9 protein-coding genes and 2 rRNA genes (1 of these 11 running past the window's edge) are annotated in these 11,771 nt (G+C 42.5%); 8 read left to right on the plus strand and 3 right to left on the minus strand.

Annotation, left to right across the window (positions count from 1 at the left end; translation table 11 throughout):
• Nucleotides 1–122: 122 nt before the first annotated feature.
• The 5 genes from gmk (at nucleotide 123) to EJ103_RS15115 (ending at nucleotide 5,530) form a co-directional block, all read left to right on the plus strand.
• A complete protein-coding gene (gene gmk, locus EJ103_RS15095; RefSeq protein ID WP_126008423.1) occupies nucleotides 123–743 on the plus strand; it encodes a guanylate kinase in 621 nt (206 codons plus the stop codon).
• A 114-nt stretch (nucleotides 744–857) separates the two neighbouring features.
• Complete coding sequence (gene rpoZ / locus EJ103_RS15100) at nucleotides 858–1,133, plus strand: DNA-directed RNA polymerase subunit omega (RefSeq protein WP_004588253.1); 276 nt, start codon at nucleotides 858–860, stop codon at nucleotides 1,131–1,133.
• 127 nt (nucleotides 1,134–1,260) lie between these two features.
• Nucleotides 1,261–3,366, plus strand: a complete 2,106-nt coding sequence (gene spoT / locus EJ103_RS15105; RefSeq protein WP_004588254.1) for a bifunctional GTP diphosphokinase/guanosine-3',5'-bis pyrophosphate 3'-pyrophosphohydrolase — start codon at nucleotides 1,261–1,263, stop codon at nucleotides 3,364–3,366.
• Between the two features lie 12 nt (nucleotides 3,367–3,378).
• Nucleotides 3,379–3,771, plus strand: a complete 393-nt coding sequence (locus EJ103_RS15110) for a RidA family protein (protein ID WP_004588255.1) — start codon at nucleotides 3,379–3,381, stop codon at nucleotides 3,769–3,771.
• 151 nt (nucleotides 3,772–3,922) lie between these two features.
• Nucleotides 3,923–5,530 (plus strand): FapA family protein, encoded by a 1,608-nt coding sequence (locus EJ103_RS15115; RefSeq protein ID WP_054983951.1) that lies wholly within the window; start codon nucleotides 3,923–3,925, stop codon nucleotides 5,528–5,530.
• 24 nt (nucleotides 5,531–5,554) lie between these two features.
• On the opposite strand, the gene asnA is transcribed toward EJ103_RS15115, so the two are convergent.
• Nucleotides 5,555–6,550: an aspartate--ammonia ligase gene (gene asnA, locus EJ103_RS15120; RefSeq protein ID WP_126008425.1), complete on the minus strand. Its 996-nt coding sequence runs from the start codon at nucleotides 6,548–6,550 to the stop codon at nucleotides 5,555–5,557.
• A gap of 196 nt (nucleotides 6,551–6,746) precedes the next feature.
• Between asnA and asnC the strand changes: the two genes are divergently transcribed.
• From asnC to recG, 3 genes are read left to right on the plus strand one after another with little or no spacing between them, the layout of a single operon-like run.
• Nucleotides 6,747–7,205 carry a transcriptional regulator AsnC gene (gene asnC / locus EJ103_RS15125; RefSeq protein ID WP_004588258.1) on the plus strand — a complete coding sequence of 153 codons (459 nt, stop codon included), beginning with the start codon at nucleotides 6,747–6,749 and terminating at the stop codon, nucleotides 7,203–7,205.
• A 40-nt stretch (nucleotides 7,206–7,245) separates the two neighbouring features.
• Nucleotides 7,246–7,932 (plus strand): tRNA (guanosine(18)-2'-O)-methyltransferase TrmH, encoded by a 687-nt coding sequence (gene trmH, locus EJ103_RS15130; RefSeq protein WP_126008427.1) that lies wholly within the window; start codon nucleotides 7,246–7,248, stop codon nucleotides 7,930–7,932.
• 60 nt (nucleotides 7,933–7,992) lie between these two features.
• Entirely contained in the window at nucleotides 7,993–10,074 is a 2,082-nt protein-coding gene (recG, locus tag EJ103_RS15135; RefSeq protein WP_126008429.1) for an ATP-dependent DNA helicase RecG, read from the plus strand.
• 412 nt (nucleotides 10,075–10,486) lie between these two features.
• Here the strand turns inward: recG and rrf are convergent.
• Nucleotides 10,487–10,601: ribosomal RNA gene (rrf, locus tag EJ103_RS15140) — 5S ribosomal RNA — on the minus strand.
• Between the two features lie 139 nt (nucleotides 10,602–10,740).
• Nucleotides 10,741–11,771, minus strand: a 23S ribosomal RNA gene (locus EJ103_RS15145); it runs 1,854 nt beyond the window's last position.

An 11,771-nucleotide genomic window follows, 5' to 3' on the forward strand; every position in this document is an offset into this window, starting at 1 on the left:
TGAGTGATCGTACTTGTGTGCTACTTACTTGAGCACAATTAGTTAAATAAAGTACAATAGCGTAATTAAAGGCTTGGGTTATTGATTTAGTCCAAGCCTGTTTATTTTAAGTAGAGAAAAACATGGCTCAAACTCGCGGAAATTTATTTATTTTATCTGCGCCTTCAGGTGCGGGTAAATCTAGCTTAATCACGGCGTTATTAAAAAAACATGCAGATATGAAAGTATCGGTCTCGCATACCACCCGAAGCCCTCGCCCTGGTGAAGAAAATGCGGTGCATTATCACTTTGTAAGCGCCAATGAATTTAAAGCATTAATTGCTAAAGATGATTTTTTTGAATGGGCGCAAGTATTCGATAATTACTACGGTACTTCAAAGCAGGCTATTGAGTCGCAGCTGGATGCCGGTATTGATGTATTTTTAGATATTGACTGGCAAGGTGCGCAGCAAGTGCGCGAAATTATGCCAAGCGTGCAAACAATTTTTATTTTGCCTCCTTCTAAAGCTGAGCTTGAGCAGCGCTTAAATAACCGGGGCCAAGATTCTGCCGAAGTAATTGCTGGGCGTATGGCCAAAGCGCAATCAGAAACATCGCACTACAATGAATATGATTATGTTGTGGTTAACGATGATTTTGAAACAGCGCTTAGCAATATTGAAACTATCGTGTTAGCGCAGCGCTTAACCTTAAAGGCACAAGCTAGTCGTCATCACGATTTAATTACAAACTTACTTAAATAAGCCATTTATGCCCTTTAGAGGGAAAACTGGTAAAAATTAACCACTGGCTATTGGCGAAACAAGCTGCTTGCAGTAAACTACGCCTTTGCTTTTAAATTATTTTGGAGTGCTGAGATGGCTCGCGTAACAGTTGAAGATGCAGTAGATGCAATTGGTAATCGTTTTGACTTAATTTTAGTTGCGGCTCGTCGTGCCCGCCAAATTGCTGTTGGTGGTAAAGACCCACTGGTAGACGCTGAAAATGACAAACCAACCGTTATCGCTCTACGTGAAATCGAAAAAGGTTTAGTTGATAGTTCATCAATGGACGTTATTGACCGTGAAGAACAACAACACCAAGAAGCAGCTGAATTAGCTGCGGTTGCTGCTATTGTTGGCGGTAATCAATAATCAACCACCCGGTTTGATTTAGTCAACGGCTCAGTATTTCTACTCTAGCCGTTGGCAATCCCCTCTTTTCATCGTATATTCTATTACTTACCCTTACTTATTGCTTCACGAGAACATTGGAGTGTGAATGTATCTTTTTGAAGGTCTTAAAAAGAAAATATCTGAATACTTGCCTGCTGCTGAAGTAGAGCTAGTGCAAAAAGCCTACGTGGTAGCCCGAGAAGCTCACGAGGGGCAAACTCGCTCAAGCGGCGAGCCGTACATTACTCACCCTGTTGAAGTAACCCAAATTCTTGCTGGCATGCACCTTGACCATGAAACACTGATGGCCGCGCTAATGCATGACGTTATTGAAGATACCGATTTTAGCCAACAGGACTTAGCCGAAATATTTGGCGATACGGTTGCCGAACTTGTTGAAGGGGTAAGTAAACTCGATAAACTTAGCTTTAAAGACAAAAAAGAATTCCAAGCTGAGAACTACCGAAAAATGATCATGGCGATGACCCAAGATATTCGGGTTATTTTAATTAAACTGGCCGATCGTACTCACAATATGCGTACATTAGGCGCCCTGCGCCCTGATAAGCGCCGTCGTATTGCCCGTGAAACACTTGAAATATACGCACCTATTGCAAACCGTTTAGGTATTCACGATATTAAAAATGAGCTAGAAGATTTAGGTTTTCAGGCTTTATATCCTATGCGTCATCGTGCACTTAAATCTGAAGTGGCAAAAGCACGAGGCAATCGCAAAGAAGTTATCTCTAATATTCAAACCGAAATAGAAGCACGCCTTGAAGAGTCGGGAATTAAAGCTACGGTTTCTGGGCGTGAAAAACACCTTTATAGCATTTATAAAAAAATGTTGAATAAAGAGCTGCTTTTTAATGAGGTAATGGATATTTACGCCTTTAGAATAAACGTAGATGCAATGGATACCTGTTATCGCGTGTTAGGTGTTGCACATAACCTGTATAAGCCTATCGAAACGCGTTTTAAAGATTATATTGCCGTACCTAAAACAAATGGTTATCAGTCTTTGCATACGTCATTAGTAGGCCCACACGGCATTCCGGTAGAAATACAAGTGCGTACGCATGATATGGATCACATGGCCGATAAAGGGGTTGCTGCGCACTGGATGTATAAAAAAGCCGGTGATGGCGCGGGTAACACAGCTCAACAGCGTGCGCGTCAATGGATGCAAAGTTTGCTGGAGCTTCAACAAAGTGCCGGCTCATCATTCGAATTTGTCGAGAACGTTAAAACCGAGCTGTTCCCAGAAGAAATATACGTATTTACTCCCGATGGCCGCATAGTAGAGTTGCCAATGGGCGCTACAGCAGTTGATTTTGCTTACGCGGTGCATACTGATGTAGGTAACACTTGTGTAGGTGCAAGGGTAAACCGTAAACCTTACCCGCTAAGCAAAGCCTTAGATACTGGGCAAAGTGTTGAAATTATTACCAGCTCGGGTGCACACCCTAATGCAACGTGGTTAAACTTTATAGTTACAGGTAAAGCCCGTTTAGGGATAAGAAACTATCTTAAGAGCCAACACCAAGAAGAAGCTCTGTTATTAGGCCGACGTTTACTCGATTCTGCCTTAGGTGAAAATAAGCTCGACAGCATTGCCGATGAAAACATAGCCCGCGTACTCGAAGAGCACGAATTATCTACAGTATTAGAATTACTAGTAGAAATAGGCGCAGGTAACTTAATGAGCGTGTTAATCGCTAAACGCTTATTGCAAGAAGAAAGCGACGACTTGTCTGATATTAGCAAACAAGCCAAAGCAACCATTATTGGTACCGAAGGCATGTTGGTTAATTATTCTAAGTGTTGCCGACCTGTACCAGGGGATGCCATCACTGCACATATTAGCCAAGGTAAAGGGCTTACCGTTCATCGCCAAGAATGTAAAAATATTCGCGGCTGGGAAAACGAACGCTCAAAATACCTGGTTGTAAAATGGGATGACAATCCAGAAAAAGAATATATTGCTGCGCTACGGGTGGAAATAATTAATCACCAAGGGGCTTTGGCTAAACTCACAAATGTTGTTGCTACAACCCAAGCCAACATTGTTGAGATCACGACCGACGAAAAAGAAAGTAATTTATATGTGATAGACTTGGGCGTTACCGTTAAAAACCGCGTCCATGTTGCTAATATTATGCGCCGCATTCGCGTGATGCCTGATGTGCAAAGAGTCTATCGTAAAAAGTAAAATAGGAAACTCATGAATAAAGCATTTATTTCTACCGAAAAAGCACCTGCTGCTATCGGCACTTATAGCCAAGCGGTTAAAGTAGGTACTGCCGTTTATTTATCTGGACAAATTCCACTTGTACCAGAAACAATGGAAATGGTTTCAGAAGACTTTAGCGAGCAAACACATCAAGTATTTAAAAACATTACAGCGGTGTGCGAAGAAGCAGGCGGTAAAATCCAAGATCTTGTTAAAATTAATATTTACCTAACAGACTTATCAAACTTTGCCACTGTTAATGAAGTAATGAGCCAATATTTCAAGCAGCCTTATCCTGCCCGTGCAGCACTAGGTGTACGTGCTCTTCCAAAAGGCGCACAAGTTGAAATTGACGGCATTATGGAACTTCCTTCAACTAATTAATAAATACAGAGCTATAAACCCCCTTTATAGCTCTATTTTTCACTGCTAGCCTTTGTTTATCGCCCTCTCTTGACTCACATGTAAATATCTAGCACTCTGTAATCATGCAATAAAATCAATCTTAACTTTAGTAGTAGAAAAGGATTAACTAGTGTTTAAGCTTGCCAATAATGGGAACGTATTACTTGATGTAAGTAAGCACGCTCCACCTAGCGCCGCTTTTATAATTGATGCACTCGAGAAGTCGACGTTTTGCGAATGCAAAATTGACCACGAGGCTATTGATAATTTTTTTAAAGCGCAAAATAATGAGCCAACCTTGGTTGTAGCAAGTAAGCACGATGCATCGCTTGTGGTAACGTTAAGTGAAGATAAAATGCAAGCCATAGGTGAGCTAACCTTAGCTTATGGTGGTAAAGTACTTTCGTTAGAAGAGGGCAAAAAACAACTCATAAAAGCAGGGGTTGTACGTGGTTACAAACAAGCTTTTTTAGAGCAGCTTTTAGATAAACAATTTAACTTACCCCCAGGTACAGTGGCAAAAGGGATTCTAGCCAAAGGCCGCCTGCCAGCCGAAGGCACAGCAACAAAATTTGTAGCTATGGTAGAAACCCTCAAAGATCGCCTAAAAGCACCAAAAATGAAGGAAGATGGCAGTGTTGATATGCGCGACTTTGGTAAACTGGCAAGCGTAGAGCCCGGCACTGTACTGATCCGCCAGCAACCTGCAACTCCCGGTAAAGAAGGATTCACTGTAGTAGGTGACATACTACCGGCTAAACCCGGTGAAAATAAAAAGTTAGTGGCAGGTGAAGGCGCCGAAATATCAAAAACAAATCCGCTCGAGCTTGTTTCTACAACAGCGGGGGTCCCCGTAGAAATACCTAACGGTATGCGAGTTGATGATATTTTTACCATCTCTGATGTAGATGTTAAAAGCGGCCATATTGATTTTGAAGGCAGTGTTATTGTGACTAAAAACATTGACCCAGGAATGCGAGTCACCGCAAAAGGCGACATTACTGTTTTTGGCACGGTCGAATCTGGCGAATTATCAGCCGGCGGAAACATCACTGTAAAGCAAGGCATTATTGGCCACCAAAAGCTCGAAGATAAAACATTGTCGTGCTCTATTAAAAGTGAAGGTGATGTTCATGTATCTCACGCACAATACTGTTATATGCAGGGCAAAAACATTTTTATAGACCGCCAAGCCAGCCATTGTGCTATTAAAGCAAAACACTTATTACAAGTTGGCCAAACAGAGTTACCCAAAGGGAAAATTTTTGGTGGAGAGATTCTTGATGCAACCGTGTTAATTGCTGGCGAAATAGGTAATGAATCAGGCGCAAAAATGGCTATCAATTTAGCCGCATCCGGCGCTGAAATAACGGCCGACACAGATAACTGCTTTAAAGACTTAGCAAAAACCGATGAGCAGCTTGATACCCTTCAAGCAGCACTAGAAAAAGCAGATAAAGTAAAAGATATAGAAAAGAAGAATCTGCTCATTAAAAAAATTGGCGCAACACAACAGCATTATTGCCAACAAGCAGAGCAGCTAGAGAAAAAGTTATCTAGCCTAGATCATGAACTCCACGACCTACTTAGCGATGCAAATCTCGTCGTTAATACATCATTACACTCAGGGGTAGAGATCCATATTTTTGATAAAGTATTAAAAACTACCCGCAACTATCCACCTTGCAATATAAACCTACAAAACAATAAAGTAGAAATAAACTTTAAAACACATTAGGGCGCATTTAGCGCCCTTTATAATTTACAGTAAGTCACTTACCGTATCGTGCGTTTGCTTTGGCCATACACCTACTTGCACTTGTCCAATATGCTGCTTTTGCAGTAATAACATTGCTAAGCGCGATTGCCCTATTCCGCCACCAATTGTTTGTGGGAAAGCCTCTTCTAATAATGCTTTATGCCAATCGAATGCTAGGCGTTCTTCATCGCCTGTTATGCTCAATTGCGCTTTTAATACATCAGGGCTTACACGAATACCCATAGATGATATTTCAAAGGCATCTTCTAACACAGGGTTCCACACTAAAATATCGCCATTTAATCCTGTGTATCCGTCAATCGTTTGTGTAGACCAATCGTCGTAATCTGGAGCGCGTACATCATGGATTTTACCATCACCTAATGCACCACCAATACCAATTAAAAATACCGCACCGTACTCTTGTGCAATGGCTTTTTCGCGTTGCTTTGCGCTAAAGTCAGGGTACATTTTGCGTAATTGCTCACTGTGTATAAATGTGATTTCACTAGGTAAGAATGGGGCTATACCAAAGCTTTCACTTACAAACTGCTCTGTTTGCTTGATGCCAGTGTAAATGGCTTTAACTGTGTCTTGTAATGTAGAGAGCGTACGTTCAGTACGTTGGCAAATTACCTTTTCCCAATCCCATTGATCAACATAAACAGAATGTATTGGGCTTAATGAGTCTTCATCTGGGCGCAACGCTTTCATTTGCGTATAAATACCTTCACCTACAGAAAAGCCATAAGTCGCTAGCGTTTTACGTTTCCATTTAGCAAGCGAATGAACAACTTCATAACTGCTATCGGTAATTGCTTTTACGTTAACAGCAACTGCATTCTCGTGGCCGCTCAGGTTATCTTGTGTGCCATCACCTACTTTGGCCAAAATAGGAGCCTGAACTTCAACTAACCCTAGTTGCTGCTCTAATTGCTGTGAAAAAAACTGCTTAACTCTACTTATTTGCTGCTGTTGTTGCACATAGTGTGAACTCATAATAATTGGCCTCATTCCCAGTTATTGTTACTTGCTTATTAATGAAAAAACACCCTGTAGGCGCCTTTAATGAGGTTACTGTAACGATTTAAACTTTTAATTCAATAACCCATAATAAAAATAGCTTTAATATGTAAAATCGATTAATTTACACGGTATAAAAATGTAGATTCACTAATTTAAGTAAGCAAAAATAATGGAAAATTATCAAATCGATAATCTCGATAAACAGATACTTCACGCTCTAATGGCCAATGCCCGTACAGCCTACGCAGAATTAGCTAAACGGTTTGCAGTAAGTGCCGGCACAATTCACGTGCGCGTAGAAAAAATGAAACAAGCGGGCATCATTACCGGCACCCAATTAAGCATTAGTACAAAGCAACTTGGTTACGATGTATGTTGTTTTATCGGTATTAACTTAAACAACGCTCGCGACTACCCAGAAACACTGATTAAACTAGAAGCATTAGAAGAAGTAGTTGAAGCTTATTACACCACGGGTAACTACAGCATTTTTATAAAGGTAATGGCCAAGTCTATCGACCATCTGCAAGACGTGCTCATTAATAAAATACAAGCTATAGAGGCGATTCAATCAACCGAGACCCTAATCTCTTTGCAAAATCCAATTAGCCGCACAGTAATGCCTTAATAGATAAAATTACGTATAATTATCAAAAAAGAGGATCACCATGCAGCAAAATCGCTACCAACGAATAAAAGACGTGCTCTCACGTCGCCAAACAGACCTAACAGTCTGCCTAGAAGACGTACATAAACATCATAATCTCTCAGCTATTGTAAGAAGTGCTGATGCAGTAGGTTGCCATCATGTGCATGCTGTATGGCCAGAAAACCAAAAATGGCTGACCAATAATACTTCTGGCGGCAGTAAAAACTGGCTAGAAACACACCTGCATAAAAATATTGATGATGCTGCTGCGATGATGCGAAAGCACAACCCAGATGTACAAATATTAGCAACACACTTGAGCGAAGATGCTGTAGATTTTAGAGAAATCGATTACACAAAACCCACAGCTATAATCGTTGGCCAAGAAAAAACGGGGATTTCTGAGCGCGCGCTAAAACACGCCGATCAAAATATTATTATTCCTATGCAAGGCATGGTGCAATCACTTAATGTATCAGTAGCTGCTGCACTTATTTTATTTGAAGCACAGCATCAACGAGAAAAAGCAGGGCTATATAAGCGCGATATGCTAAGTGAAGAGATTAAACACCCTATGTATTTTGAAGGGTATCACCCAGTTATTGCGAAACAATGTAGATTAAAAAACCTACCTTACCCACCACTCGATGAAGAAGGTGAAATAGTCGCTAATGAGCAGTTTTGGCACGCTTTAAAACATGCTTGATGCTTAGCAAACCTGTGAGTACACTTAACTCATTCACAAATAAACAAATTTGAGTCTACATTGTCTAAACCTAGCTTAAGCCAATACCCCATTACAGAACTGAAAGGGGTAGGTCCCAAAATGGCCGAGCGCCTACAAAAGTTAGGTATAACTACCGTGCAAGATATGCTCTTTCATTTGCCTTTACGCTATGAAGATCGTACCCGTATTTATGCTATTAACGATGTTACTTTACACAGCCACTGCACTGTTGAGGCAACAATAGAAACAAGCCAAGTGACCTTTGGTAAACGGCGTATGTTAGTGGTGCAAATAAACGATGGTACAGGTAGGCTTACTTTACGGTTTTTTAATTTTACAGCAGCGCAAAAAAACGCATTTAGCAGTGGCAAAATAATCCGTTGCTTTGGTGAGGTAAGACGCGGGCGCGTTGGCTTTGAAATGAGCCACCCAGAATACAGCATTAGCGATACCCCAAACGAGCAACCAACCGCCGCAACACTAACCCCTGTGTATTCAACCACCGAAGGCTTAAAACAATTATCAATTAGAGCGTTAAGTGAACAAGCCATCGATTTATTACATAAGTATTCTGTTGAAGAGCTTATCCCTGAAAAATGGCAACCGTCACATATGCAATTAAGTGAAGCTTTATTGCTACTTCATCGCCCTGCGAATGATGTTGACATTATTTCGCTTGAACAAGGCATGCATCCGGCACAACAACGCTTAGTATTTGAAGAGCTACTTGCCCAAAACTTAAGCTTATTAAAAGTACGCGAGCAAGGGCAGCAAGTAAGTGCAGTTTCCCTAAGCCCTACAAATACATTAGAGAGCCAATTTTTAGCGCAACTCCCTTTTGCACCGACTAATGCACAAAATAGAGTTGTAGCCGAAATAAAAGGGGATTTACAGCATGCCTACCCCATGATGCGATTAGTACAAGGTGATGTAGGCTCAGGTAAAACACTGGTTGCAGCATTAAGTGCATTAACAGCAATAGCACAAGGTTTTCAAGTTGCCCTAATGGCACCTACAGAAATCCTTTCTGAACAACACGGAATAAATTTCAAGCAATGGTTTGAAAGTCTTGGGATTAACGTTGCTTGGCTAGGCGGTAAAACTAAAGGAAAAGAGCGTACTAATACACTTGAAAAAATCGCCTCAGGGGAAGCGCAAATGATAGTGGGCACGCACGCCCTATTTCAAGACGAGGTAAAATTTAATAACTTAGTATTGATTATCATCGATGAGCAACATCGCTTTGGTGTTCATCAACGCCTCTCACTGCGTGAAAAAGGCAAATTTGGTAATTGTTATCCTCATCAGTTAGTCATGACCGCAACCCCCATTCCGCGTACATTGGCTATGACGGCCTATGCCGATTTAGAAACCTCAGTGATAGATGAGTTACCTCCTGGGCGCACACCTATAACCACTGTTGCCATTCCTGATACACGCCGAGAAGATATAATAAACCGTGTTAAGCTTGCCTGTAACGAACAAGGCAGACAGGTTTATTGGGTATGTACCCTTATTGACGAATCAGAAGCCCTACAATGCCAAGCAGCTGAAGACAGCGCATTACAATTAAAAGAGGCGTTGCCAGAGCTTAATGTCGGGCTCGTCCATGGCCGTATGAAAGCCGCTGAAAAACAAGCGATCATGAGCGACTTTAAAGCAGGCAATATTCACGTACTTGTTGCAACAACAGTAATAGAAGTAGGTGTAGACGTACCCAATGCCAGTTTAATTATCATAGAAAATCCTGAGCGCTTAGGATTAGCACAATTACACCAATTACGTGGACGCGTAGGACGAGGAGCCACCGCTTCGCATTGCGTACTGTTATATCACGCTCCCCTTTCTCACACCGCTCAAAAACGTTTAGGTGTATTAAGAGACAGTAATGATGGCTTTGTCATCGCAGAGCGAGATTTAGAAATACGTGGGCCTGGTGAAGTGCTCGGCACTAAACAAACTGGCTTAGCAGAATTTAAAATAGCGGATCTTACTCGAGATAAACACACGCTAAATCAAGTCAGACCCATTGCACAGCAAATGCTAAAACAAAACCCCGACCTTATAGACTCTTTAATTCATCGCTGGCTAGGTAATAAATCTAACTACGCACAAGCATAATTACGCTAAAGCACTCGTAAAGCTCACTGCTGAAACGCAATATTTACCATAAAAAGATGAGCGGCGAGCCTTATCCGCGGGTTTCGTCATACTCAACCCACGCTACGGTGGTGGTGGAGACTGTGCGAATAATATCTGGAATGTATTTTCACTTTTCTGCAGACGTAAAAAAGCCCGGCTCTTTCGAGTCGGGCTTTCTTGTATTTGGAGCCTGGCAATGTCGTAGTGCCCACAGCGGTAGAGAGTCACATAGCAAATGCTACACTATCATTGTGTCGGGGCGGCCTTCCGTGGGGCTCGCCTTCGAGCTGTTTTACTTCTCTGATGAGTTAGCCATGGGTCTGGCTATTTATTAAATCCCAGACAGCAAAAAAACCCGTTACATCGCTGTAACGGGTTTCTCTTATTTGGAGCCTGGCAATGTCCTACTTTCACATAGCAAATGCTACACTATCATCGGCGCTGTTTCGTTTCACTACTGAGTTCGGCATGGGGTCAGGTGGGTCCAAAACGCTATGGTTACCAAGCAAATTTGGTCGTCAGTCCGTTTTCACGTACCAACTAAATTTGGAAAACTCTGATAATATTTTTTAAGTCTAAGTATCTTTCTACTTTAGCTATTAACTTCTGTCGCTTGTTTCTGTCACAAAACGCGTTTGGCGTTGTATGGTTAAGCCTCACGGGTAATTAGTACAAGTTAGCTTAATGGCTCACACCACTTCCACATCTTGCCTATCAACGTTGTAGTCTTCAACGGCCCTTCAGAGACTTTAAAAGTCTAGTGAGAAATCATCTCGAGGCCTGCTTCGCGCTTAGATGCTTTCAGCGCTTATCAGTTCCGAACGTAGCTACCGGGCAATGCCATTGGCATGACAACCCGAACACCAGCGGTTCGTTCACTCCGGTCCTCTCGTACTAGGAGCAACCCCTCTCAATTCTCAAACGCCCACGGCAGATAGGGACCGAACTGTCTCACGACGTTCTAAACCCAGCTCGCGTACCACTTTAAATGGCGAACAGCCATACCCTTGGGACCGACTTCAGCCCCAGGATGTGATGAGCCGACATCGAGGTGCCAAACACCGCCGTCGATATGAACTCTTGGGCGGTATCAGCCTGTTATCCCCGGAGTACCTTTTATCCGTTGAGCGATGGCCCTTCCATTCAGAACCACCGGATCACTATGACCTACTTTCGTACCTGCTCGACGTGTCTGTCTCGCAGTTAAGCTGGCTTCTACCATTACACTAACCGTACGATGTCCGACCGTACTTAGCCAACCTTCGTGCTCCTCCGTTACTCTTTGGGAGGAGACCGCCCCAGTCAAACTACCCACCAGGCACTGTCCGTAACCCCGATTCAGGGGCCAACGTTAGAACATCAAAACTACAAGGGTGGTATTTCAAGGACGACTCCACAACAACTAGCGTCGCTGCTTCTAAGTCTCCCACCTATCCTACACATGTAGGTTCAATGTTCAGTGCCAAGCTGTAGTAAAGGTTCACGGGGTCTTTCCGTCTAGCCGCGGGTACACAGCATCTTCACTGCGATTTCAATTTCACTGAGTCTCGGGTGGAGACAGCGTGGCCATGGTTACACCATTCGTGCAGGTCGGAACTTACCCGACAAGGAATTTCGCTACCTTAGGACCGTTATAGTTACGGCCGCCGTTTACCGGGGCTTCGATCAAGAGCTTC

The sequence above is a fragment of the Pseudoalteromonas sp. Xi13 genome (assembly GCF_003952205.1).
Taxonomy (GTDB): Bacteria; Pseudomonadota; Gammaproteobacteria; order Enterobacterales; family Alteromonadaceae; genus Pseudoalteromonas; species Pseudoalteromonas atlantica.

Excerpts from the sequence above, each read along its gene's own strand:
- EJ103_RS15110 (WP_004588255.1), top strand. The coding sequence starts at position 3,379 with ATGAATAAAGCATTTATTTCTACCGAAAAAGCACCTGCTGCTATCGGC.
- asnA (WP_126008425.1), bottom strand. The coding sequence starts at position 6,550 with ATGAGTTCACACTATGTGCAACAACAGCAGCAAATAAGTAGAGTTAAG.
- spoT (WP_004588254.1), top strand. The coding sequence starts at position 1,261 with ATGTATCTTTTTGAAGGTCTTAAAAAGAAAATATCTGAATACTTGCCT.
- rpoZ (WP_004588253.1), top strand. The coding sequence starts at position 858 with ATGGCTCGCGTAACAGTTGAAGATGCAGTAGATGCAATTGGTAATCGT.
- asnC (WP_004588258.1), top strand. The coding sequence starts at position 6,747 with ATGGAAAATTATCAAATCGATAATCTCGATAAACAGATACTTCACGCT.
- gmk (WP_126008423.1), top strand. The coding sequence starts at position 123 with ATGGCTCAAACTCGCGGAAATTTATTTATTTTATCTGCGCCTTCAGGT.
- trmH (WP_126008427.1), top strand. The coding sequence starts at position 7,246 with ATGCAGCAAAATCGCTACCAACGAATAAAAGACGTGCTCTCACGTCGC.